Raw genomic sequence first — 22,283 nt, 5'->3', positions numbered from 1 at the left:
AACAGTTATTCTCCGTCCGACGCCAGTAGGTCTATGCAGTTCGACTGGATGGTCCAGTGCTACGCGGGCGCTGGGGTTCACCGTGACACACCGATGCTCGATAGCCTCGACCGAGAGACGGTCCTCCGGGGCGCGGACGCGGCCGTCGACACCGGCCTGGAGGGACTGTGGGTGCCCGACCACTTCATGCTCGGCCCGAAGGCCGAGGAGTTCGAGGTCTGGACGCTCCTGAGTGCGCTCGCCGAGCGGACCGAGGCTGTCGACCTCGGGCCGCTGGTGGGGTCGATCACGTACCGGAACCCGGCTCTGCTGGCGAAGATGGCGACGACGGTCGACGTGCTCTCGGCGGGGCGGCTCCGACTCGGGCTCGGGGCCGGCTGGCACGAAGAGGAACACCGCGCCTACGGCTTCGACTTCCCCGATGTCGGGACCCGCATCGAGATGCTCGACGAGGGACTCCAGGTCGTGAAGGCGATGTTCACCGAGGCGGAGCCGACGTTCAAGGGGGACCACTACACCATCGACGGCGCGCTGAACGAGCCGAAACCGGTAAGCCAGCCCCACCCCCCGATCGTCGTCGGCGGCGCGGGGCCGAAGATGCTCCGGCTCGCCGCCCGCCACGCCGACGAGTGGAACGTCGAGATCAGCGGCCGGGCCCGCGGCCGCTCGATCGAGTTCAAGGCCCGGAAGTTCGACGAGTACCTCGAAGACGAGGGACGGGACCCCGACGATGTCGAGCGGTCGTGGCTGGCCCACGTGCTCGTTCGCGAGGACGAGGCCGCTGTCGAGGAAGCCGTCGAGGACATCTTCCCGCTCCCGTGGGGCGAGGAGTCGGACATGGACGACCAGCTCACCACCGCCGCGGAGGCCCGCGAGAAAGGCGACATGCTCATCGGGACGCCCGCACAGGTCGCCGAGCAGATCGAGGGGATCCGCGAGCTCGGCTTCGAGAAGCTCCAACTGCTGTTTCTGGACTTCCCCGACCACCGCGGGATGGAGCTGTTCGGCGACGAGGTCGCGCCGGAGTTCCGGTGAGGGGCCGGACGAACGAGTCGCCGGGAGGGAAAACAGTTTGACGCTGCCGTTCGAAGCACGGGTGCAATGAACTATCGACGGCTCGGCAGTACGGGAACCCGTGTCTCGGACCTCTGTCTCGGGACGTGGCGCTTCGGCAAGGAGACAAACGGCGTGGTCGAGACGGGCCGCGAGGAGGCCCACGAACTGCTGGACGCGGCCTGGGATCGCGGGATCAACTTCATCGACACCGCGAACGTCTACGGCTCGCCACACGGCACCAGCGAGGAGTACATCGGGGAGTGGCTCGACGACCACGACCGGACGGACTTCGTCATCGCCTCGAAAGTGTACTTCCCGTTCGACGGCTGGGGCGAGCCGGGTCCGAACGACTCCGGGCTGGGTCGCAAGCACATCCGCGCACAGGTCGAAGGGACCCTGGACCGCCTCGGGACCGACTACCTGGATCTGTACTACATCCACCGCTGGGACGAGGAGAGCGACATCGAGGAGACGCTGCGGACGCTGAACGACCTCGTGCGCGAGGGGAAAGTCAACTACCTCGGAGCCTCGACGATGGCCGCCTGGCAGCTCACGAAGGCCCTCTGGAAGTCAGATGTCGAAGGGCTCGAACGGTTCGACGTGACACAGCCGCTCCACCACGCCGGCTACTACGAGGACGTGCGCGAGTACCTCGACGTGTGCGCCGACCAGGACATCGCTGTCTGTCCGTACTCGCCGCTGGCCGGCGGGTTCCTCACCGGGAAGTACGAGCGGGCCGACCCCGACGATCCCGAAGCCGTCGAGGCACCCGACGGCGCCCGCGGGAGCTTCGACGACTTCTTCGACGACTACTACCTCTCCGAGCGGGGCTGGCACGTCCTCGACGAGATTCGGACCGTCGCCGACGAGGTCGACGCGACACCCGCACAGGTGTCGCTGCGCTGGCTGATGGAGTGGGACGAGTTCACCTGTGTCCCCATCGTCGGCGCCCGCACGGTCGACCAGCTCGACGAGAACGTCGCCGCGACCGAGGTCTCCATCTCGGACGCACAGTGGGACCGCATCATGGACGCCCGCTACGACCCCGACGGGAACCTCTGGGGGCACTGAGGCCGAGGTCGCAACCGCCGGAGCTCACTCGCCCTCGGGGTCGAACCGCCAGACCCGCTCCATGAACGGGATGCCCGCCTCCGGATCGGCGTCGGCGTCGACGCCGGACTCCTTGAACTGCCCCGTGTAGCGCTCCCACTCGGCGACGGTCTCGTCGCCGTCGACGGCGTCGAGGTAGGCGTCCAGGTCATCACACTCCAGGATGCAGACCGCCACGTCGTCGCGGACGTACAACTCGAACTCCTCGACGCCGCCCCGCTCCATCGCGTCGGTCACGCCCTCGGGCACGTCGTCGTGGGCCGCGACGTACTCCTCGCGCTGGTCGGGGTCGAGTCGCTGGACGTAGACGGCACGCTCTGTGTCTGCCATACCAGTACTCACTCGGGGCGAGCAAATCAGCGTTGGGGCTGGTGGCGGTGGGTATTAGTGGTCCCCTCCCGACTCGACTGGTATGGTTTCGCCCGCACTGGTACTGCCGCACGAACCGGACGACCGCTGGCACCTCGCTCGACAGATGGGCGTCGACGACGCCGTGATCCACCCGCTTGAGATCGGCGACGGTCGCACGCAGTGGAGCTACGACGACCTGCAGGGGCTCTCGAACTGGCTGGCCGAGGTCGGCCTGAACTTCTCGGTCCTGGAGGGTGCAGTCCCCATCTCGGACCGGATCCGCCTCGGTCGTGAGGGCCGTGACGAGGACATCGAGGTGTTCAAGGAGTTCCTCCGGAATTGTGGGGAGGTCGGTATCCCCGTCGTCTGTTACGACTGGATGGCGGGCGTCCGCTGGGCACGAACCGCCGCCCACGTGGAGGCCCGCGGTGGCTCCTACGTCACCGAGTTCGATATCGAGAAGACCCGAGGCGGGCCCGAGACGCTCCCGGACGCGACCCACGAGGACCTCTGGGACGGCATCGAGTACTTCCTGCAGGAGGTCACACCTGTCGCGGAGGAAGCCGGCGTGAAACTCGGTCTCCACCCCGACGATCCGCCCCGCGAGTCACTTCGTGATATCCCCCGCATCGCGACCAGCGTGGAGAACTACGACCGCGTGCTGGCGGCGTACGACAGCGAGTACAACGGCGTGACGTTCTGCCAGGGGAACTTCGCCGCGATGGGCGCGGACATCCCCGCGGCCATCGAACAGTTCGGCGAGAAGATCAACTTCGTCCACTTCCGCGACATCGAGGGGGACGAAGACGCGTTCGTCGAAACCTGGCACGACGACGGCCCGACCGACATGCTCGCCGCGATGCGGGCCTACGAGCGCCACGTCGACGACGATGTCCCGATGCGACCCGACCACGTCCCCACGATGGCCGGCGAGGACAACTCCAACCCCGGCTACCACACGAAGGGGCGCCTGTTCGCCATCGGCTACATGCGCGGCCTGCGCGAGCAGGTCCAGGCCGACGACTGACCGTCCTCAGCGTCCGATCGCCGACCGGAACTCCGGCCGACCGGTCACGCCGAGACCGACCCGGTAGAGGCTGCCCGCGTCCGCGCCTTCGGTTTCGCGGGTCTCGACGCAGGCCGTCGTCACGTATGCCGTGTCGTACTCGTCGCCGGCGAACGTCACTGACGACACTTTTCGCGGATCGAATTCGACACTGCGCTCGTGGCTCCCGTCGGGCCCGAACCGGTGGAGCGCGCCCCCGTCCCAGAACGCCGACCAGACGTGGCCCTCGCTGTCGACGGTCAGCCCGTCGGGGTAGCCATCGATGTCGCTCGCGTCGACGAACACTTCGGGGTCGGTGAGCTCCCCGCTCGCGCGGTCGTAGTCGTAGCGGTAGATGTAGCCCGGTTCGGCCGGGTCGACCTCGCAGGTGTCGGTGAAGTACAGCCGATCGAGATCGGGAGTGAACCCCATCCCGTTCGGCAGCACACAGGACTCCCGGACGAGCGTAAACGTCCCGTCGGTGTCGAGCCGGTAGAGCTGTCCCGGTAGGTTCCGGTCGGTGTCGGGCATCACGCCAGCGAACACCCGTCCCTCCGGGTCGGCGATCACGTCGTTGAACCGCTCGTGGAAGCGGTCGGGGTCCGGCGCGACGACGGTCTCGGTGGTCCAGTCCGCACGCGAGAGCCGCCGGACGGCCCCGGCCTCCTGGAACAGCAAGAGTGAGCCGTCCTGCTGGATCGTGAACCCGCCGATACGCTCGTCGTCGTCGCTGTAGACGCGTTCGTAGTCGTCGGCCACCGGGTCGTACCGATAGAGGTGACCCCTCGGGATGTCACACCAGTAGAGCTGTTCGTCCGCCGGGTGCCACAGCGGCCCCTCGCCGGTCTCACATTCGATGTCGACGACTCGTTTGGGCGTGTCCATACCGCTCTATCGATCCCCGAGAGTGAAAAACCGGGGGGTCAGCGCGATGGGGTTCGGGGGTCGCGCTCGGCGCGGTCTCTCCCACCGAACTAACGGCTGTCCCGCCCCGTTCGCAACAACGAGGAGCCTCCCTGCGGTCGGCTCCTCGCTAGTCGTCCAGCCGCCCGCTCGCCAACGTCCCGGTCGTCATCAGTTCGTTCAGCTCCTCCAAGTCCGTCTCGGCGGGCTGTTTGATGTCGACGAGCTGTCCCTGGAAGAGGACGCCGATGCGGTCGGCGTGTTTCAACACCGACTCGATGTTGTGGCTGACGATCACGATAGTGATTCCCTGATCGGCCAGCGTGTCGATGGTGTCCTGAACGAGCCGGGTCGCGTCGACCGACAGCGCGCTCGTGGGCTCGTCGAGGATGATGACATCCGGGTCGAACGCGAGCGCGCGGCCGATAGCGACCAGTTGCCGCTGGCCGCCCGAGAGGAACTCCACCTCCGTCCTGATGTCCACGTCCCGGCCCAGTTGGTCCATCATGATCTCTTCGGCCCGTTCGTAGGTCTCGTCCCAGTCGATGATCCGGAAAGGGCCAAAGCCGTTGCGCGGGAACTGGCCGATGAAGATGTTCGTCGCGATGTCGAGGTCGTCCATCAGCGCGAGGTCCTGATACACCGTCTCGATGCCGGTGGCCCGCGCGTCGGATGGGTTGTCGAAGTTCACCGGCTGGCCGTCCTTGTAGATCTGCCCTTTCGTGGGCTCGTGGACGCCGCTGAGCATGTTCATCAGTGTCGACTTGCCGGCGCCGTTGTCGCCGACGAGTGCGAACACCTCCGACGGCTGGATCTCCAGCGAGACATCCTCGACGGCGACGATCCGACCGAACTGCTTGGTGAGGTTCTCCGCGTGGAGCTTCGGGGTTCCGGCCGACTCAGTGTCGCCGCTTTCGGCGTGGCGCTGTTCGGTCGCGGTCCCGTCGTCGACGCTCATACCGCACCACTCGCGAGGATGCGAGCGCGGAGTTTGGTCTGAGTACTGTACAGCAGGATCGCCGCCAACAGGACGATACCGTTTATCATCTGAATCTGTGTCGCACCGACGACCGGACTGTTGTTCAGTGCCGACTGGATGACCTGGATGAGGATGACGCCACCGAGCGCGCCGGTGATCTTCCCCCGGCCGCCAAAGAGGCTGATGCCGCCGATAACCGCACCGGCGAACGCCTGGAACACGAGTCCCTCACCGATCAGCGGCGGGACGACACCGACGAATCCGGTGAGCATCAGTCCCGCGATGGCCGACAGCACGCCGCTGATGGTGTAAATGAGGATGATGAGTCGTTCGGTGTCGATCCCCACTTCGCGGGCGGAGTGTTCCGAACTCCCGAGCGCGTACACCGCCTGTCCGAAGGAGGTGTACCGCAACACCAGTCCGGCGATCAGGAACGCGACCAGCATCAAGCCGATAGCGAACCGGGGCGTCGCGCCGACCCGCGTGTACAGCGCCGGAAGGCCAGTCACGGGCTGAGTCTGCATGGCCGTCTTGGCGCCCTCGAAGATGATGAGGAACGCCAGCGTCTGCAGGAACGGATTCAGCCCGACCTTCGCGATCATCACACCGTTGACCAGGCCGATGAGCGACCCGACCAGCAGGATCACGGCGAAGCCGATCCACGGGCTGGTCGTCACCGACCAGCAACTCGGGCAGGTCCCGAGGAGCATCCCCGTGAACATCGCCGAGAACCCGGCGATAGAACCGATCGAGAGGTCGAAGTGTCCCGACAGGAGACAGAGGCTCTCCGCCAGGACGAGCAGTCCGATCGGGACTGCTCCCCACAGGATCAGCTGGGCCGACCTGAACGTCTGGGGGACGAACACCAGGACCCCCAGTAGGACGATGGCCAGGATCGGCCAGATCATGTTGTCTAACAGTGTCAGCAGCACGTCGTCCCGGTCCCCGAAGGTCCGGCCGATGAATCCTTGTTCCGTTGCCATCGGTAGCGTTAGCCCCAGACGTTACCCCAGAGGAACGGCTGGTCGTAGTTCTCTTGGGTGATGACGACGCTGTTTGTCCGGAACCACGGGTGACCGTTCTGTTCACGCATGACCCCGGGTTCCCAGATCGGTTCCGACCACATCTCCACACCTTTGTGCTGGCCGGGTTCGATGTTCAACTGGTCGGAGCTGACTTCCGACCCAACCTCCGGGATGACGCTCTCGTCCATCCCGCTCTCGACGTACTCGCGCATGTAGTACATCGCGATGGGGTTGTAGAAGTAGTTGGGCTGGTCGACCGCCGCGTCGATCATCCCTTCGCCGACCAGTGGGTTCACCTCGGGGCTGCCGTCCATCTGGGTCAGGCAGACGTGGCCGTCCTCACCCTGCGGGACCAGCATGTCGAGGTTGCGAAGCGCCCCAACAACACCTAGTCCCATCGAGAGGTTCCCGGAGTAGATCCCGTCGACCCGGCCGTTGGCCTGGATGAACTCCTGGACGGTCGACTGGGCAACGTCGCGGGCGAACTCGCCGTTGAGCGTCTGTGCGACTTCGACGTTGTCCTGTTCGTTCATCACGTCGATGAAGCCCTGTGAGCGCTGGTTGGCCGACTGGTTCCCCTGTGGACCCCGGACGTTCAGGACGCGGTAGGTGTCCTTGTCGGGGTACTGTTCTTCCAGTGCCGAGACCATCTCCTCGCCCGAACTCGCGCCGCCGTCGTAGTTGCTGAACCCGACGTACAGCGGAATCTCCGAACTGGAGGTGTCGGCGTTCGTCGCGAACACCGGCGTCCCGCCCTGGATTGCCTGGTTGATCGCCCCCTCGGCCGCGCCGGTCTGCCAGACACCGACGAGGATCGCGTCGTGGTCGCTGTTGGCGAACTCGCGGATATCCGAAACCTGCTTCTGGGCGCTTTGCTGGTTCGGCCGAACATCGAGTTCGATCCCCTGGTCCTCCGCGTAGAACCGGGCCGCCTCGATGTAGGCTGTGATCCAGGAGCCGCCACGGACGTACGCGGTCATCCCGACCTTGTCGAGCGAGTTTCCGCTACCACCGCCGCCGTCACCGGTGGACCCGCCATCGCCACCGCTTCCGCCGTCACCGCTGCCACCGTCGCCGCCGTCACCGCCTCCACCGCTGCCGCCGTCTCCGCCGTTGCCCCCACACCCCGCGAGTGAGATGGTTGTGATTGCTGCCCCGGTCGCTTTCAGGAACTTTCGCCTGTCACTACCTCGCATAGAACACTAATATTGCCCGTTGGTATATAAAGGTTGTCGATAATAAAAGGTGCAATACAGGTGTCACAGCCGGGCGTTCGGCGCTATCTGTCCGATATCGGGTTTGTTGTGAACGGCCCTGATCGAAAATCAATGCGCGGCATCGAGGCTATCTCGGCCGCTGCCGCCGCGATACCGCCGCGATAGGATGCAGCGACGGACGTTCGGTGTGGCGCCTCGGACCACGGTTGTCACGCCCTGTGTGTATTCTCGCCGGACTCGTGAACGGATCGGCAACCGGACAGACGAGGGCCAGACGGGCGTCCAGGCAGTAGTTTCATCGGCTTCGGGGGCGAACACTGTCGCGTGAATCTCTACATCGACACGGCGTCGCCGGAGCAGATCCGGGCCGCCGACCGACTCTGCGGGATAGACGGCGTGACGACGAACCCCTCTCTCGTCGCCGGAACGGACCGCCAGTACAGGGAAGTCGTCGAAACCGCCGCCGGGATCACCGACGGACCGGTGTTCGCGCAGGTGCTCGCCGAGGACGCCGACGGGATGGTCCGCGAGGCGCGGGGCTACCAGGAGTGGGCGGACCACGTCGTCGCGAAGATCCCGGCCACACGTTCGGGGTTCGAGGCGCTGGGACGACTTCGTGCGGACGGAGTACCAGCCGGGACGACGGTGGTGTTCACCGTCGAACAGGCAGTGCTGGCCGCGAAGAACGACGCGACCTTCGTCGCGCCGTACGTCGGCCGGATCGACGACTCGGGCGCCGACGGACTCGCGACGACCCGTCGCATCCAGTCGGCCTTCGACGCGCAGGGGTTCGAAACCGAGGTACTGGCGGCGAGTATCCGAAACACCACCCAGGCGACCGCGCTGTACGAGGCCGGGGTCGACGCGATCACGATGTCGCCGTCAGTCCTCGATGCACACGTCGACTGTCCGGAGACCGACGAGAGCGTCGCCGGGTTCGCGGCCGCCTGGGGCGACCGGGACCCCCCGCTGTCGGAGTGACCCCCGCGGGCCGGACGAATCTCTAAATACCGGTGGGTGCTATCGAGCCGTATGCCGACGGATCCGACAGTCCTTGTCGCCGGCGACGCGCTCGTGGATTTCGTCCCGCGCAACCCCGGGCCACCGGGCGACGCCGGCGGGTACGAACCGACCTTCGGGGGGTCCGGTGCGAACGCCGCGATGGCGCTCGCCCGATTCGGCGTCCCGCCGCTGTTCTGGACGCGGCTGGCGACCGACGACCTCGGTGTGTTCCTCCAGGCGCACTTGGAGGACTCCGACATCCCAGCCGATCTGCTCGTGACGGACGAGGGTGCGCGAACGACGATCGCGCTGGTCACGCACGACGCCGAACGGGGGCCGGCGTTCGCCTTCTATCGGGAGCGCGGTGCGGACACCAGACTGCAACAGGGGACGGTTCCCGACGAGACGCTGGAGGCGGTGTCCTGGGTTCACACCACCGGGGTGACGATGAGCGTCGAACCGAGCCGCTCCGCGACGCTCGACCTCCAGTCCCGGGCCAGCGACCACTGTACGGTGTCGCTCGACCCCAACTGGCGCCCCGAGATGTGGCACAGCCACCACGAGTTCCGTGCCGTCGTCCGCGGCGCCCTTTCAGATGTCGATGTCGTCACGGCGACGCCGGAGGAACTCTCGGTCGCGGGGTTCGAGGCGGACGAGCCGGCGGAGCTGGCCCGTGCCGTGGCCGACGAGGGACCACACACTGTGGTCCTGACCCTCGGAGGCGCGGGCGCGTTCTGTTACGGGACCGACGAGAGCCCGGTGACCGGAGAGGCCCGGCACACAGGGTACGACGTGGACCCCGTCGACACGACGGGAGCCGGTGACGCCTTCCTCGCGGCGCTCATCGCCTCGCTGACACACGGCGTCCGGGACCCGAACCGTGCGCTGGCGCTCGCGAACGCTGCCGGCGCCGTCGCGACGACACAGGCCGGAGCTGTGACGGCACTGACCGGCTCCGACGCGCTCCAGCGGTTCCACGACGACATCCCCTGGTCGGCGTAGCGCCTGCCCGGACAGCTGTTCCGCTCTAGTGAACAGAGCTATGTGGCTGGCGGCCACTCTCCACAGTATGGCACCGGAAGAAAACACCATCACCGCGACCCGGACCTCGTTGCGGATCGTCGAGGCCCTGAAGCGGTTGGACGGGGCGGGGCTGACGACGGTGGCCAACGACCTCGGCATCGCGAAGAGCACGGTCCACAACCACCTACAGACGCTCGTGGACGAGGGGTACATCACGAACGAGGGGGGCGTCTACCGCGTCGGGCTGCGGTTCCTCGAACTGGGGGAGTACAAGCGCAACCGGATGGACATCTACGAGACGGCCCGGCCCGAAGTCGCCTCGCTGGCCGAGAAGACGGGCGAGATGGCCAACGCGGCCGTCGAGGAACACGGTCAGGGTGTCTACATCACTCGCGCCGAAGGGACCGAAGCCGTCACGGTCGACACGTACGCGGGCAAGCGGGTGAAACTCCACTGCACCGCGCTCGGGAAGACGATCCTCGCAGAACTGCCCGAGGAACGCGTCGACGAGATCCTCGACACGCACGGCCTGCCGGCCCGGACGGAAAACACCATCACGGACCGGGCGGAGCTGAAAGCGGAACTCGACGATGTCCGGGAGCGCGGCTACGCCTACGACCGTGAGGAGCGGCTCCCGGGTCTGCGCTGCGTGGCTGCGCCAGTCGTCCCCGAGGGCGGGGACATCGTCGCGGCGCTCAGCGTCTCCGGGCCGACGACTCGTATCGAGGGGGACCTCTTCCACGAGGAGATCCCCGAGTTGCTCCGGTCGGCTGCCAACGTCGTCGAGATCAATCTGGTGTATTCCTGACCACTCGGAAGTGTGTTCGCTCTGAGTGTAACTACGGTCAGTTCTACTGAACAGCCCTGGTAACACCTCTCACGACCCGAATACACGGGAGACATAACAAGAGTACACCAGTTACGATACCGCCGTCCGGCGTTCTCTCTGACCGGTAGGGTGTTCAGCTATGCTGGACACGAGTTCGCTTGCCAGTCTCACGCGATGCTCGCGGCCGTAGACGCCCCGTCGGGACCGTCCGCCCAGCAGCGGCGACAATCCTTTTGTCACCCGCGGTGAACAACCGGTATGGAACTCGATGCACTCACGACCGACTTCACTCGTCGGGACTGGCAGACAGTCACCGAGACGGACGATCCGGTCCGGATCGCGATGGTCGGTGTCGGGTGGTGGACACGGGAACAGGCGATGCCAGCCGTAGCGGCCGCCGAACTCTGTGAGACGACGGTCCTCGTGAGCGGCGACGCCGAGAAAGCAAGGGCGGTCGGCGCGGACTCGGCGACCGTCGAACGCGGGATCACCTACGATGAGTTCCACGACGGGGTCGCGAGCGACGCCTACGACGCTGTCTACGTCGTCACGCCCAACGCCGAACACCTCCCCTTCGTCGAGACGGCCGCGGAACTCGGAAAGGCGGTCCTCTGTGAGAAGCCGATGGAGGCGACCGTCGACCGAGCCCGGCGGCTGGTCGAGACCTGCGATACCCACGACGTTCCGCTGATGATCGCCTATCGAATGCACACCGAACCGGCTGTCCGCCGGGCGAGAGACCTCGTCCGAGAAGGGTACGTCGGCGAGCCGGTGTTCGTCCACGGGAACATGACCGAACCGATCCTCGAACTCGTCCCGGACCCCGACCAGTGGCGACTGGACTGGGAGCTCTCCGGTGGCTGTGCGGCCATGGACATCGGGATCTACCCGCTGAACACCGCACGATTCCTGCTCGACGCGGACCCGACAGCGGTGTACGGCACCGCCCACTCGGTCGCGCCGGAGTTTTCGGACGTTCCGGACGAACACGCCGCCTTCCAGGTCGCCTTCCCGGACCACGTCACCGGGATGTGTACCGCGAGCCAGAACGCACACCTGGCGAGTCACATCCGTGTCACGGGTACGGCCGGCGAGATCAGAGTCGAACCGGCCTTTTACCCGTGGGACGAGCGTCGCCTCCACGTCTCGCACGGTGACAGCGACCTGACGATCGACTTCGAGGGGATCGACCAGATGGAAGAGGAGTTCGAGTACTTCGCGCACTGCCTGCTGACCGACACCGAACCGAACGCGAACGGCGAACACGGGCTGGTCGACATCGAGACGCTGAAGGCCGTCTACGAGGCCAGCGAAGCCGGCCGGGCGATCGAACTCTGAGTCGGCACGGTCGACAACCACACGGCCCGCGGCTCCCGGAACCTTCGGGGCTGTCGACAGTACGTCGGTGCCGACCATGGCCCGTCGGGTCGCGACTCAGCCGAAGTACTGATCGAGGTAGTCGCTGGCGTTGTCCTGCGTTACCTCCAGTCCCTCGATGACGATGGTGTCCTCGACGGTTTCGCCGGCGAGGTGCGCCGTGGCCCGGTCGATGGCCGTGGTGACCATCTCCTCCGGCAGTTGGGCGAGCGTGCCGTACGTGTCGTTGTCGGCGAACAGTTCGACCCACGCCTCCGTCCCGTCGATCCCGGTGACCGGGACAGACATATCGGCGTTCTGGAGCGCCTGGTGGACGCCGAGGGCCATCAGGTCGTTCTGACAGAACACGCCGTCGATGTCGTCGCCGTACTGCGTGATGAAGTCCTCCATCACGCCCAGCGCGGTCTGGGTCGAGAACTCTCCCGTCTGGCTGGCGAGCCGGCTGAGACTGTCGTTGTTCTCGACGGCGTTGCTGAACCCCTGTCCGCGGTCGTTGGTCACGCTGGCACCTGGGGTCCCCTCCAACTGGAGGATGTTGTAGGTCTCCTGGTCGCCGGTGCTCTCCATGAACCCGAGGCACAGTTCCGTCGAGCGGCGGCCGAGCTGGACGTTGTCGGACGCGACGTAGGTGACCGTGTCGCCCTCGGCGACGTTCCGGTCGATAGCGACGACCGGGATGCCGGCCTCGTTGGCCTGTCGGATCGCGTTGATGACGCCCTCGGCTGTGATCGCCGAGATCATGAGGAAGTCGACTTCGTTCGAGATCGCCGTCTCAACGTCGGAGACCTGCTGGCCCTGGTTGTTGCCGGCGTCGTAGAACGAGGAGTCGCTCGCGATCAGGCCCTCACTCCGCGCCTGGGTGAACGCGTTCTGCATCCGGGCGAAGAACGTGAACTCAAGCGACGGGACCGAAAGCGCTGCCGACGGCGGGCCACTGCTCGTCGTCTCCATCTCGGTCGTCTCTCCGTCGCCGCCGTCTCCGCCGTTGCCGCCGTCGCCACTACCGCCATCGCCACCGTCGCCACTGCCACCGTCTCCGCCGTCCCCGCCGTTGCCGCCACAGCCAGCGAGGAGCGCTGTTCCAGCGAGTGCACTGCTTCTGATGAACCGGCGTCTGCGGATCGGTCGTGTCATACGTTCACTAGTGACTATTGCCCGAGTGAAAGAACTATCGGTGAGTGAGAACGTCGTATCGGCCAACCAGTGTGGGGCCCCGGTGTCTATCAGTCCCGGCCCAGGACGTTCGCGAGGACCGCGAGCATCAGGACGATACCCTGTGCGACGAGTTGTCCGGCCGGATCGACGCCGAGAAGGTTCAACCCGTTTCCGAGAACCCCGAGGATGAGCACGCCGATGAGGGTCCCGACCATGTTCCCGGAGCCACCGAAGAGGTCCGCGCCGCCGAGGATGACCGCGGCGATGGGGGGCAAGAGCAGTCCGGCTCCCATCGTCGGCACCGCGCTCCCGAGTCGTCCGAGAGTCACCAGACCGGCGATGGCCGCGAAGGCGGCCGAGATCACGAGCGTCCCCATCCGGACGGCCGTGACGTTGATCCCCATCCGCTCGGCGGCCGTCCGGTCACCGCCGATAGCGTAGATGTAGAGGCCAAACCGGGTGTACGAGAGCAACAGCTGTGAGAGGACCAACAACAGCAGGAACACGAGGACGATGCTCGGGAAGCCGAACACACGCGCGCCACCGATGGCGGTCAACGAGGCCGGAAGGCCGATTATCGGACGGTTACCGGAGACGATGAGCCCGAGTCCGTCAGCGAGGAACAGGACGGCCAGTGTGGTCATAAACGACGGGACTCCGAACCGGGCAGTGACGTACCCCGAGAGCCCACCGAACGCCGACGCGAGGGCGATCCCGGCGAGGATCGCGACGACGACCGGGACGGCGAACCCCTCGAAGAGCCGCGCACCGACGGCGAGTGTCGCCATCGTCAGCCCCGCGATCTCCATCACCTGTGCGATGCTCAGATCGATCTCCGCACAGAGGATCGGGAAGGTCACCCCGATAGCCATGATGCCGATGATAGACACCTGCTGGAGGACGTTGACCTGGTTCTGTACCGTGAGGAACCGTTCGTTCAGGAGCGAGAACGCGACGTACAGCCCGACGAGGCCGAGCATCGGGCCGTACCGACTCAGATCCCGGAGTGTCACCCGGCTCCCGACGCCGCTCTCCCCGACGACCGATTGCAGCATACGCGGAACATATCCGCCGAGTGATGTTATACTTTTGGTAACGGCACACACAGTTGTGACAGTGTCACGTGCGAACGCTTATGTCGAAAGATGACAACAGACCACGCATGAGCGAGTCCGGAGACGACTACATCGTCGAGATGGAAGGTATCACGAAGCGGTTCGGCGAGGTAGTTGCCCTCGACGGGGTGACACTCCGGTTGCGGCGGGGCGAAGTGCTGGCGCTCGCGGGCGACAACGGAGCGGGCAAGTCGACGCTCATCAAGTGTCTGGCGGGAGCACACCGGCCGGACAGCGGCACCATCCGTATCGACGGCGAGACCGTCGATATCGACTCGCCACGGCGAGCGAAGGACCTCGGGATCGAGACGACGTTTCAGGACCTGGCAATCGCCGACAACCTCACCGTCACGCAGAACATCTTCCTCGGCCGGGAGGAGGTCGGTGGGTCCGGTGGCCTCCTCGGCGTCCTCAGCAAGGGCAAGATGCGCAAGCGCGCCCAGGAGCTACTCGACGAACTGGAGATCGGGGTCGATGTCGACGAGACGGTGTCGAACCTCTCGGGCGGCGAGCGCCAACTGGTCAGTATCTCCCGGACGATGCTCTCGGACCCCGAGATCATCATCATGGACGAACCGACCAGCGCCCTCTCGGTCGAGGGTGCAGAACGGGTGCTCGAACTCATCGACCGGATGCAGCGTCAGGGGATCTCCATTCTCCTCATCTCGCACAACCTCGACTACGTCCGGCGGGCCGCCGACCGCATCCACATTCTCCATCAGGGGACCGACGCCGGGGTCCTCGACGGCGAGACGGCGACACAGGACGACATCGTCAAGCGGATGGTCGCCGGGATGCCCGACAGCGAGCGAAGCGAGCAAGCGGCGGACGGATAGCTACTCCCGCTTGACGTACAACACCGGCACGGGCGAGTTCAGGAGGACCCGCTGCGCGTGGTCGCCGAACATCGCCTTCCCGGCCGGCGACCGCTTCGTACCGCCGACGATCGCTACGTCGGCGCCGACCTGTTCGACCGTCCGCACGATCTGGTCGGCCGGGTTCCCGCCGGAGACGCCCCGGATCTCGTAGTCGATGTCCAGCGAGGCCAGGCGGTCGGCCGGTTCGCGGACGCTCTCGTGACGCTGTGCGACCTCGTCGGGCGTGAGACCGCTGGTCGCCGTGTCGATGTCCATCTGTTCCATCACCGTCTCGTAGTCGTCCCGCGGGAAGACGTACAGCAGGTAGACGGTCGCGCCCGCGGGTTCCGCCATGTCGATAGCGGCCTCCACGAGGGTGTCCAGGCTGTCCCGATCCTCCGGACCGATTGCGAGCAACACGCGATCGTGTGCCATACACGGGAGATAGTCGGACTGTTAATTAGCTGTTTGGGATCCTACTCGTAGGTCCGTCGGCCGACGGCGTTGTCCTCGATGTACGCCCAGTCGTAGTCGACACCCAGGCCAGGGCCGCCGGGCACCGTGACCATGCCGTCGGCGTCGATGGCGTCCAGATCGTCGGAGTAGTCGCCCTCGTACACAGGCGGGGTCGTGTTCGGTGCGTCCGGGTGAACGAGTGCCAGTTCGTAGAACGGGGTGTTCCGGGTCGCGGCGATACAGTGGCGCTGTGCCGGCCCCGGCGCGTGGAACTCCACGTCCAGCCCCAGTCCCTCCGCCGCGGCGACGATCTTCATCGCGCCGGTGATCCCGCCGTCGTATTCGGGGTCCGCACGGAGGAGATCCGTCGCCTCCGAGGCCGCGAAGTTGGTGTGTGGTTCCAGCCCCCGGACGTGTTCGGTCTGGAGTAGCGGCGTCGAGAGCGTCTGCCGGAGTTTGCGGTGACCGTGCTGTGAGATACCGCCGTCCCGGTACGGGTCCTCGTACCAGCGGTAGCCGTACTCGTCACAGGCACGACCCACCTGCACCGCCTCGGCGAAGGTGTCGAGGTCACAGGCCGGGTCGACCATCAGCTCCATCCGGTCGCCGACACGCTCGCCGACCGCGCGGACCGCCTGTTCCAGCAAATCGGGATCGCGCCAGTCGCCGTCCCAGCCGTGGAGCTTGAACCCCGGATAGCCGCGGTCGAGACAGGTCTCGGCGAAGTCGGCGTACGCCGCCGGCGAATCGAGGCCACCGCTACGGTCGCCCTGGTAGGTGGAGGCGTACGCGGGGAATCGTTCCCGATACGTTCCGAGCAGTTCGTGGATGGGGGCGCCGTACTTCTTGCCGGCGTAGTCCCAGAGGGCGATGTCGATGGGGCCGATGCCCATGCGATCGTACTTCCGGAGCGCCCGCTTCACCTCGCCCCAGTGGTGTTCGCGCCGGGTCGGATCTCGGCCGACGAGGTAGTCGGCGAAGGTGTTGATCTGGGCGGCGCCCGGCGAGTTCCCGCCGACGTACTCGCCGACGAGGCCGTCTGAACACGATACCCGAACGGCGAACAGCCGTCGCTCCATCGTCGACCCGGGATCGTACACGATGTCGAACCCGCCCGGTGGGGTGCCCACGTCCGGGAGCGGGTAGGCGAACTCCACCGTCTCGATACGTTCGATGGTGGCCACGGTCACTCCCCGTGGACTCGTTCGAACGTCCGGTGGGCCAGATCGGAGTGGTCCCGGGCCGAGAGGAACGGGGTTTCCTCGACCCACGAGAGACACGCCTCGTAGTCGGCCCAGTCGTCCATCCACGGGTAGTCCGAGCCGAGCATGAGGCGGTCGGTGCCGAACCAGTCCGCGAGGTTGCGGACGTAGCCCCACAGGTCCTCGTAGGGCCAGGACTGCTCGCTCGAACGGGGGAGGGAACTCACCTTGACCGCGACGTTGTCGTGGTCGGCCAGTGCCTCGAACTCCGTCCAGGGGGCCTCGTCGGGGTCGGTCGTCTCGTCGGGGAACGCCATGTGATCGACGACCAACTGCACGTCAGGGTGCCGTTCGGCGAGGGTCGCGACCATCGGGAGCTGTTGGGCCTTCGGGAAGACGAACACGGCCGTCCCCTGCTCGGCGGCTTCCTCCCAGACCGGCGCCAGTTCGTCGTCGAGGACCCAGTCGGCAGTCCGGTTCAGTTCCGTCGAGTGCCACTCGTAGTCGAGACAGGCGTGCATGCGGACCCCGAGCATCCGGTCGTGGCCGACGACCCGGCGCAGCGACGACCGCACGTCGTCGGGGTCGCCGTAGAAGTCCATCAGGCCGACGCCCCACAGGCGGTCCGGGTAAGCCTCGATGGCCCGCATCGTGTACTCGTTGGCCCGGATACCGCGGCCGTACATCGGCGTCGTCACCATCACGGACTCCTCGACACCGGCGGCGTCCATGTCCGCGATCAGATCGTGGGCGGTGTACGGTCCGTCCCACCCCGGCGGCAGGACCGTCTCGGGCCAGGGCAGTTCCGCGGTGTTCGGTCCCCAGGTGTGGGTGTGGGTGTCGACGAGCCGCATGCTCACTCCAGGTTACCGCCGCCGCTGACCCGGACGGTGTCGCCGACCACGTAGTCCGCGCGGTCGCTGGCGAGCCACAGCACCGCGTCGGCGAGGTCCTCGGGCTGTCCAAGCCGGCCCAGCGGCCGCTGCTCGCCCCGGGCGCGCAGGACCTCCTCGGGAGTCCGATCGGGGTCGTTCGCCGCCGTCTGTTCGGCCTCGTGGCGGAGCTGGGCCGTCTCGGTCACGTCCGTCGAGACGGCGTTCATCCGGATCCCGTGTTCGGCCAGTTCCTGTGCCATCCGCCAGGTCAGCCCGTTGATCGATGTCTTCGAGATGCCGTACAGCCCGAACGGCCCCGTCCGGCGGTCGCCGGCCTGGCTCGTGTGGTTGACGATACAGCCCTCGATGCCCTCGTCGATCATGTGCCGAGCGACCCGCTTTGCGGCGTAATACTGTGCGCGGACGTTGACATTCATCGTGTGGTCCCACTGCTCGACATCGGAGTCGACCAGCGAGTCTTCCTCGGGCCAGACAGCCGCGTTGTTGACAAGCAGGTCGATCCGGCCGAACTCGTCGATCGCTCCGTCGACGAGCGCGTCGATGTCGTCGATAGAGCCGACATCCGCCGAGATGCCCACGGCTCGGCCCGCGCCCCGCTGGTCCAGTTGTGCGGCGACGGATTCGACATCCGACGCCGATCGGGCGTTGACGACGACGTTCGCGTCGGCGTCTGCCAGTCCCGCAGCGATCCCCCGACCGATCCCCTTCGTGGAACCGGTGACGATGGCGGTCTCGCCGCTGAAGTCGTACTGCGTGTGTCCGACCATACCACGCTCGTCTACTCGCCACAGTGAAATGAAACCACCGATGGAAGGCCCTACGTTTATCTCCCGGGGTGTCACATAGTAGGCTATGGCGCCAGAGATTACCAGCGTCGAGTCCGTCGAGTTCGCCTATCCGATCGAGGATGTCGGGACAGATCACCACGGGTTCAACCTCGTGTACGAACCGGGCTCGGTGACCGAGCGGAAACTGTTCGGCCTCAAGATCCACACTGACGAGGGCATCACCGGTGAGTACGTCGGCGGGAACTCACCGGGTGCCGCACAGATCAACACCTTCGCCGACTACCTCGTCGGCAAGAACCCCCTCGAACGGGAACACCACTGGAGCGAGATGAAGCGGGCGCTCCGGAAGTACGATCGCATGGGCATCGGCCCCATCGACATCGCCCTCTGGGACTACGCCGGCAAGAAGTACGGCGCCCCCATCCACGAGATGCTGGGCACCTACCGGACGCGGTTCCCCGCGTACGCCTCCACCTACCACGGGGACGAGAACGGCGGGCTGGACACGCCCGAGGCCTTCGCCGACTTCGCCGAGGAGTGTCGCTCGATGGGGTACAGCGGCTTCAAGATCCACGGCTGGGGCGGCAGCGAGGGCTCTCGCGACCTCCGCCGGGAGATCGACGCGGTCCACGCCGTCGGCCAGCGTGTCGGCGACGAGATGGACCTGATGCACGACCCGGCCTGCGAACTGGAGACCTACGCGGACGCGCTGAAACTCGGCCGCGCGCTCGACGAGGAGGGCTTCTTCTGGTACGAGGACCCGTACCGGGACGGCGGCATCTCACAGCACGCCCACCGCAAACTCCGGCAGGCCCTCGACACCCCGATCCTCCAGACCGAGCACGTTCGCGGGCTGGAGCCGGCGACGGACTTCGCGGCCAACGAGTCGACGGACTTCCTGCGCGCCGACCCCGAGTACGACGGCGGGATCACCGGCGCGATGAAACGGGCGAAGGTGGCCGAAGGGTTCGGTATGGACGTGGAGTTCCACGCCCCGGGACCCGCCCAGCGTCACTGTATCGCCGCGATCCGGAACACGAACTACTACGAACTCGCGCTCGTCCACCCCGACTGTCCGAACACCCAGCCGCCGGTGTACGAGGGCGACTACTCGGACATGCTCGACACCGTCGACGACGAGGGGATGGTCACGGTGCCCGACGGCCCTGGCCTGGGCGTCGACTACGACTGGGAGTACATCGAGGACAACGCCACCGGGAGCCTCCACATCTACGACTGACATGACCTACAGAGCCGGTATCATCGGAACTGGAGGCATCGCCGGAATGGGTATCCTCGGGATGCACGACGAGGAGGACATCGGCGAGAAGAAGGTCAGGGCCAGCCACGCCGGAGGCTACAAGGCCACCGAGGGCGTCGAGCTGGTGGCCGTCGCCGATGTCGACGAGACGAAACTCGAACAGTTCGGCGAGGCCTGGGAGATCCCGCCCGACCGGCGGTACGTCGGCCACGAGTCGATGCTGGCGGCAGAGGACCTCGACCTCGTCTCGGTCTGTACGCCCTCGTATCTCCACGCCGATCACGTCGTCGACGCCGCCGAGTCGGCCGCCGATCCCGCGCTGATCTGGTGTGAGAAGCCGATCGCCTCGTCGGTCAGCGACGCCGAGGAGATGGTCACCGTCTGTGACGAGACCGACACGGAACTGCTGATCAATCACTCGTTCCGGTTCACGACGAAACTCCAGCGGATCAGGGACCTCATCCAGGAGGAGGGCCTGCTGGGCGATGTCCACGCCGTCGCCACGCAGTTCCGGATGGAACTGCTGCGCAACTCCACGCACCTGCTGGATACGCTCGTGTACCTGCTCGACGCCCGGGCGGAGCAGGTGTCGGGCTACATCACCGGCGAGAACGAGGCCGTCGACTCGCTGGAAGCGGCCGAGCGTGTCGACGACGCCGGCGGCGGCGGGTTCGTCGTGATGGACGACGGGAGCTTCGTCACCATCGACTGCACCATTCCCCGGGAGGCCTCGTCGATGACGCTCCAGTTCGTCGGCAGTGAGGGGAAACTCTACCTCAACAACGACGACGGCGAGTGGCGATACTGGGGACTCGACGACGGGAGTCACGTCGAGGCCGACCTGCCGGGGATCGACGGCGCCTGGACGTGGGACGAGGACTACCGGGACGCCTTCGCCAACGCCGCCGCCGACGCCGTTGCAGTCGTCGACGGGACGATGGAGAACCCCTCGACGGGTGACGAGGCGACTCGCTCGCTGGAGATCATCGTCGGCTTCTACATCTCTCACTACACCGGCGGTCAGGTGTCGGTCCCGCTGGACCGCCCGCTCCGGGACGTGACGATCACCTCCTGGTGAGGCGACGGCCACACGGACCGGCGAAAAGGACTTTTCCGTGCGGCCCGCAGCACCGATATGGCCGTTGCCGATCGCGTCGTGCTCGCTCACACCGGCGACGGTACCGTCGCCGACGAACTGCGGAAACGGAGCTACGTGCGTTACCTCCGCCGGTCGAAGGCCGGCCCGGTCGCGGTCGGCGACGAGTGGACAGAGGTCGTGTCGGACGGCTGTGGCGAGACGACGCGGGTCACGCTCCGGGTCCGGGCGATAGACGGTCCCCGGCGGATCGGCCCGGAGACGGCGCTGGACTACGAGGCGGCCGGCGACCGGGAGTGATCAGACGGTCGTCACGTCGTTGGCGAGGCGTCCGATGTTCTCGATGTCGATGTGGACCTCGTCAGACGGTGCCAACGAGAACCCCTCTTCGGGGACCAGTGAGGTCCCGGTCAGGAGAACCGCCGACTCCGGGACGGTGTTGTGTCGCCGGAGGAACGAGACCAGTTCCTCACACGTCCGGACCATCTCGCTCGTCGATGTCTCCCCTTCGTAGACCGTCTCGCCGTCGCGCTCGACCGTCATCGTCATCGCGAGGTCGTGCGGGTCGCCGACGGTATCCGGTGTCGCGATGCAGGGACCCAACGAACAGCAGCGATCGTACACCTTCGCCTGCGGGAGGTACAGCGGGTTCTGGCCCTCGATGGAGCGACTGCTCACGTCGTTGCCGACGGTGTAGCCGACGATCTCGCCCTCGTAGAGGACGATCCCCAGTTCGGGTTCGGGGACGTTCCACTCGGAGTCGCCGCGGACGCCCACCGCGTCGCCGGGGCCGACCACGCGGTCCCAGGTCGCCTTGAAGAACACCTCCGGGCGCTCGGCCTCGTAGACATCGAGGTACATCTCGGGCATCCCGCTCTCGGCCTCGCGGGCCTGCTCGCTGATCTCGTAGGTCACCCCGGCGGCCCACACCTCGTCGACCAGCGTGGGAACGCCGACCGCCCTCCCCGCGGGGACCGAGACCGGGTCGGCCCCGTCGAGGAGGTCGTCGGCGACCTCGTCGATGGTCCGGTCGGTCACGTCCGCGACGTAGGCGAGGTCCTCGAACGCCGTCACGTTCGGCCGGGCTGCCGTCAGATCGTAGGCGTCCGAACCCGTCCGGGCGAGGAGGCGGGGACCGTCGGCTCCGGCTGTGCGATAGTATCTCATATCGTACACTGCGACTGGCAGGGACTTGTCGGTTCTGGTAACTGTATCGACACGTCCGGGTGTCGGTCGTGGCGATACGACTGCCGAGGTGGCCCGCCGATGCCTGACTCGACTGCCACACTATCTCGGAGATGGTGTATCTGGACTACCGAGTCGGTCTGTGGCACCCGCCGTTCGGAGAGTGCGCTCTTTTCGGGAGATATATTTCTATATACCCATATACACTTCCAAATTAGAAGATTTCAAGATTAAAATGGCCATAATACACATATTTCGGTCGACTTGCAATCTTCTAAATGGATTTCTATATCTATCATCGAAAAGCGTAGCATAGAACGCACGTGATGGTAATATCTTCGTGTTACCACCGCTC

23 protein-coding genes are annotated in these 22,283 nt (G+C 66.1%); 11 read left to right on the top strand and 12 right to left on the bottom strand.

Going from position 1 to position 22,283, the window contains the following annotated elements:
* Positions 1–33: 33 nt before the first annotated feature.
* The gene (locus P1L40_RS19280; protein WP_284011433.1) at positions 34–1,035 is read left to right on the top strand and encodes a TIGR03560 family F420-dependent LLM class oxidoreductase; all 1,002 of its coding nucleotides are present in this window, start codon (positions 34–36) and stop codon (positions 1,033–1,035) included.
* 66 nt (positions 1,036–1,101) lie between these two features.
* Complete coding sequence (locus P1L40_RS19275) at positions 1,102–2,127, top strand: aldo/keto reductase (RefSeq protein WP_284011432.1); 1,026 nt, start codon at positions 1,102–1,104, stop codon at positions 2,125–2,127.
* Between the two features lie 24 nt (positions 2,128–2,151).
* On the opposite strand, the gene P1L40_RS19270 is transcribed toward P1L40_RS19275, so the two are convergent.
* Positions 2,152–2,496 carry an L-rhamnose mutarotase gene (locus P1L40_RS19270; protein ID WP_284011431.1) on the bottom strand — a complete coding sequence of 115 codons (345 nt, stop codon included), beginning with the start codon at positions 2,494–2,496 and terminating at the stop codon, positions 2,152–2,154.
* Positions 2,497–2,578: 82 nt separating this feature from the next.
* Here P1L40_RS19270 and P1L40_RS19265 point away from each other — a divergent pair, with 82 nt between their 5' ends.
* The gene (locus tag P1L40_RS19265; RefSeq protein ID WP_284011430.1) at positions 2,579–3,544 is read left to right on the top strand and encodes a mannonate dehydratase; all 966 of its coding nucleotides are present in this window, start codon (positions 2,579–2,581) and stop codon (positions 3,542–3,544) included.
* A gap of 6 nt (positions 3,545–3,550) precedes the next feature.
* Here P1L40_RS19265 and P1L40_RS19260 read toward each other — a convergent pair whose 3' ends face one another.
* The 4 genes from P1L40_RS19260 to P1L40_RS19245 all read right to left on the bottom strand — a co-directional run bounded on the left by P1L40_RS19260 (position 3,551) and on the right by P1L40_RS19245 (position 7,665).
* Entirely contained in the window at positions 3,551–4,447 is an 897-nt protein-coding gene (locus P1L40_RS19260; RefSeq protein WP_284011429.1) for an SMP-30/gluconolactonase/LRE family protein, read from the bottom strand.
* 148 nt (positions 4,448–4,595) lie between these two features.
* A complete protein-coding gene (locus tag P1L40_RS19255) occupies positions 4,596–5,423 on the bottom strand; it encodes an ATP-binding cassette domain-containing protein (RefSeq protein WP_284011428.1) in 828 nt (275 codons plus the stop codon).
* Entirely contained in the window at positions 5,420–6,427 is a 1,008-nt protein-coding gene (locus P1L40_RS19250; RefSeq protein ID WP_284011427.1) for an ABC transporter permease, read from the bottom strand. The genes P1L40_RS19255 and P1L40_RS19250 overlap by 4 nt, the downstream gene beginning before the upstream one ends.
* Positions 6,428–6,435: 8 nt before the next feature.
* Positions 6,436–7,665 (bottom strand): sugar ABC transporter substrate-binding protein, encoded by a 1,230-nt coding sequence (locus tag P1L40_RS19245; protein ID WP_284011426.1) that lies wholly within the window; start codon positions 7,663–7,665, stop codon positions 6,436–6,438.
* A gap of 345 nt (positions 7,666–8,010) precedes the next feature.
* On the opposite strand from P1L40_RS19245, the gene P1L40_RS19240 reads away from it, so the two are divergent.
* The 4 genes from P1L40_RS19240 to gfo6 all read left to right on the top strand — a co-directional run bounded on the left by P1L40_RS19240 (position 8,011) and on the right by gfo6 (position 11,878).
* Positions 8,011–8,667, top strand: a complete 657-nt coding sequence (locus tag P1L40_RS19240) for a transaldolase family protein (protein ID WP_284011425.1) — start codon at positions 8,011–8,013, stop codon at positions 8,665–8,667.
* A 51-nt stretch (positions 8,668–8,718) separates the two neighbouring features.
* On the top strand, positions 8,719–9,690 hold the full coding sequence (locus P1L40_RS19235; RefSeq protein WP_284011424.1) for a carbohydrate kinase family protein: 972 nt from the start codon (positions 8,719–8,721) through the stop codon (positions 9,688–9,690).
* A 67-nt stretch (positions 9,691–9,757) separates the two neighbouring features.
* Positions 9,758–10,519, top strand: coding sequence for an IclR family transcriptional regulator (locus P1L40_RS19230; RefSeq protein ID WP_284011423.1), 762 nt, complete (start codon positions 9,758–9,760; stop codon positions 10,517–10,519).
* 279 nt (positions 10,520–10,798) lie between these two features.
* Positions 10,799–11,878, top strand: a complete 1,080-nt coding sequence (gene gfo6, locus P1L40_RS19225; RefSeq protein ID WP_284011422.1) for a D-xylose 1-dehydrogenase Gfo6 — start codon at positions 10,799–10,801, stop codon at positions 11,876–11,878.
* Positions 11,879–11,974: 96 nt separating this feature from the next.
* Here gfo6 and P1L40_RS19220 read toward each other — a convergent pair whose 3' ends face one another.
* The gene (locus P1L40_RS19220; RefSeq protein WP_284011421.1) at positions 11,975–13,051 is read right to left on the bottom strand and encodes a substrate-binding domain-containing protein; all 1,077 of its coding nucleotides are present in this window, start codon (positions 13,049–13,051) and stop codon (positions 11,975–11,977) included.
* An 89-nt stretch (positions 13,052–13,140) separates the two neighbouring features.
* Complete coding sequence (locus P1L40_RS19215; RefSeq protein WP_284011420.1) at positions 13,141–14,127, bottom strand: ABC transporter permease; 987 nt, start codon at positions 14,125–14,127, stop codon at positions 13,141–13,143.
* A 107-nt stretch (positions 14,128–14,234) separates the two neighbouring features.
* Here P1L40_RS19215 and P1L40_RS19210 point away from each other — a divergent pair, with 107 nt between their 5' ends.
* On the top strand, positions 14,235–15,023 hold the full coding sequence (locus P1L40_RS19210) for an ATP-binding cassette domain-containing protein (protein ID WP_284011419.1): 789 nt from the start codon (positions 14,235–14,237) through the stop codon (positions 15,021–15,023).
* Here P1L40_RS19210 and P1L40_RS19205 read toward each other — a convergent pair whose 3' ends face one another.
* Genes P1L40_RS19205 through P1L40_RS19190 form a run of 4 tightly spaced genes read right to left on the bottom strand, consistent with a single transcriptional unit; the run spans position 15,024 to position 18,365 of the window.
* A complete protein-coding gene (locus tag P1L40_RS19205) occupies positions 15,024–15,479 on the bottom strand; it encodes a universal stress protein (protein ID WP_284011418.1) in 456 nt (151 codons plus the stop codon).
* A 41-nt stretch (positions 15,480–15,520) separates the two neighbouring features.
* Entirely contained in the window at positions 15,521–16,684 is a 1,164-nt protein-coding gene (locus P1L40_RS19200; protein ID WP_284011417.1) for an enolase C-terminal domain-like protein, read from the bottom strand.
* A gap of 2 nt (positions 16,685–16,686) precedes the next feature.
* A complete protein-coding gene (locus P1L40_RS19195) occupies positions 16,687–17,556 on the bottom strand; it encodes an amidohydrolase family protein (RefSeq protein WP_284011416.1) in 870 nt (289 codons plus the stop codon).
* Positions 17,557–17,558: 2 nt separating this feature from the next.
* Positions 17,559–18,365, bottom strand: coding sequence for an SDR family NAD(P)-dependent oxidoreductase (locus P1L40_RS19190; RefSeq protein ID WP_284011415.1), 807 nt, complete (start codon positions 18,363–18,365; stop codon positions 17,559–17,561).
* An 85-nt stretch (positions 18,366–18,450) separates the two neighbouring features.
* Between P1L40_RS19190 and P1L40_RS19185 the strand changes: the two genes are divergently transcribed.
* The 3 genes from P1L40_RS19185 to P1L40_RS19175 are packed head-to-tail and all read left to right on the top strand — an operon-like array spanning position 18,451 to position 21,043.
* Positions 18,451–19,626: a mandelate racemase family protein gene (locus P1L40_RS19185; protein ID WP_284011414.1), complete on the top strand. Its 1,176-nt coding sequence runs from the start codon at positions 18,451–18,453 to the stop codon at positions 19,624–19,626.
* 1 nt (position 19,627) lies between these two features.
* Positions 19,628–20,725: a Gfo/Idh/MocA family protein gene (locus P1L40_RS19180; protein WP_284011413.1), complete on the top strand. Its 1,098-nt coding sequence runs from the start codon at positions 19,628–19,630 to the stop codon at positions 20,723–20,725.
* Between the two features lie 57 nt (positions 20,726–20,782).
* On the top strand, positions 20,783–21,043 hold the full coding sequence (locus P1L40_RS19175) for a DUF7968 family protein (protein ID WP_284011412.1): 261 nt from the start codon (positions 20,783–20,785) through the stop codon (positions 21,041–21,043).
* On the opposite strand, the gene P1L40_RS19170 is transcribed toward P1L40_RS19175, so the two are convergent.
* Positions 21,044–21,910, bottom strand: a complete 867-nt coding sequence (locus tag P1L40_RS19170) for a fumarylacetoacetate hydrolase family protein (protein WP_284011411.1) — start codon at positions 21,908–21,910, stop codon at positions 21,044–21,046.
* Between the last annotated feature and the right edge of the window lie 373 nt (positions 21,911–22,283).

The organism is Haloarcula pelagica, assembly GCF_030127105.1.
Lineage (GTDB): Archaea > Halobacteriota > Halobacteria > Halobacteriales > Haloarculaceae > Haloarcula > Haloarcula pelagica.
The sequence above is the reverse complement of the archived record's forward strand: the minus strand, read 5'-3'. Positions and strand labels throughout refer to the sequence as shown.

Bases quoted from the DNA above. Each gene is read 5' to 3' on its own strand.
- P1L40_RS19280 (WP_284011433.1), top strand. From the start codon at position 34: ATGCAGTTCGACTGGATGGTCCAGTGCTACGCGGGCGCTGGGGTTCAC.
- P1L40_RS19275 (WP_284011432.1), top strand. From the start codon at position 1,102: ATGAACTATCGACGGCTCGGCAGTACGGGAACCCGTGTCTCGGACCTC.
- P1L40_RS19270 (WP_284011431.1), bottom strand. From the start codon at position 2,496: ATGGCAGACACAGAGCGTGCCGTCTACGTCCAGCGACTCGACCCCGAC.
- P1L40_RS19265 (WP_284011430.1), top strand. From the start codon at position 2,579: ATGGTTTCGCCCGCACTGGTACTGCCGCACGAACCGGACGACCGCTGG.
- P1L40_RS19260 (WP_284011429.1), bottom strand. From the start codon at position 4,447: ATGGACACGCCCAAACGAGTCGTCGACATCGAATGTGAGACCGGCGAG.
- P1L40_RS19255 (WP_284011428.1), bottom strand. From the start codon at position 5,423: ATGAGCGTCGACGACGGGACCGCGACCGAACAGCGCCACGCCGAAAGC.
- P1L40_RS19250 (WP_284011427.1), bottom strand. From the start codon at position 6,427: ATGGCAACGGAACAAGGATTCATCGGCCGGACCTTCGGGGACCGGGAC.
- P1L40_RS19245 (WP_284011426.1), bottom strand. From the start codon at position 7,665: ATGCGAGGTAGTGACAGGCGAAAGTTCCTGAAAGCGACCGGGGCAGCA.
- P1L40_RS19235 (WP_284011424.1), top strand. From the start codon at position 8,719: ATGCCGACGGATCCGACAGTCCTTGTCGCCGGCGACGCGCTCGTGGAT.
- P1L40_RS19230 (WP_284011423.1), top strand. From the start codon at position 9,758: ATGGCACCGGAAGAAAACACCATCACCGCGACCCGGACCTCGTTGCGG.
- gfo6 (WP_284011422.1), top strand. From the start codon at position 10,799: ATGGAACTCGATGCACTCACGACCGACTTCACTCGTCGGGACTGGCAG.
- P1L40_RS19220 (WP_284011421.1), bottom strand. From the start codon at position 13,051: ATGACACGACCGATCCGCAGACGCCGGTTCATCAGAAGCAGTGCACTC.
- P1L40_RS19215 (WP_284011420.1), bottom strand. From the start codon at position 14,127: ATGCTGCAATCGGTCGTCGGGGAGAGCGGCGTCGGGAGCCGGGTGACA.
- P1L40_RS19210 (WP_284011419.1), top strand. From the start codon at position 14,235: ATGAGCGAGTCCGGAGACGACTACATCGTCGAGATGGAAGGTATCACG.
- P1L40_RS19205 (WP_284011418.1), bottom strand. From the start codon at position 15,479: ATGGCACACGATCGCGTGTTGCTCGCAATCGGTCCGGAGGATCGGGAC.
- P1L40_RS19195 (WP_284011416.1), bottom strand. From the start codon at position 17,556: ATGCGGCTCGTCGACACCCACACCCACACCTGGGGACCGAACACCGCG.
- P1L40_RS19190 (WP_284011415.1), bottom strand. From the start codon at position 18,365: ATGGTCGGACACACGCAGTACGACTTCAGCGGCGAGACCGCCATCGTC.
- P1L40_RS19185 (WP_284011414.1), top strand. From the start codon at position 18,451: ATGGCGCCAGAGATTACCAGCGTCGAGTCCGTCGAGTTCGCCTATCCG.
- P1L40_RS19180 (WP_284011413.1), top strand. From the start codon at position 19,628: ATGACCTACAGAGCCGGTATCATCGGAACTGGAGGCATCGCCGGAATG.
- P1L40_RS19175 (WP_284011412.1), top strand. From the start codon at position 20,783: ATGGCCGTTGCCGATCGCGTCGTGCTCGCTCACACCGGCGACGGTACC.
- P1L40_RS19170 (WP_284011411.1), bottom strand. From the start codon at position 21,910: ATGAGATACTATCGCACAGCCGGAGCCGACGGTCCCCGCCTCCTCGCC.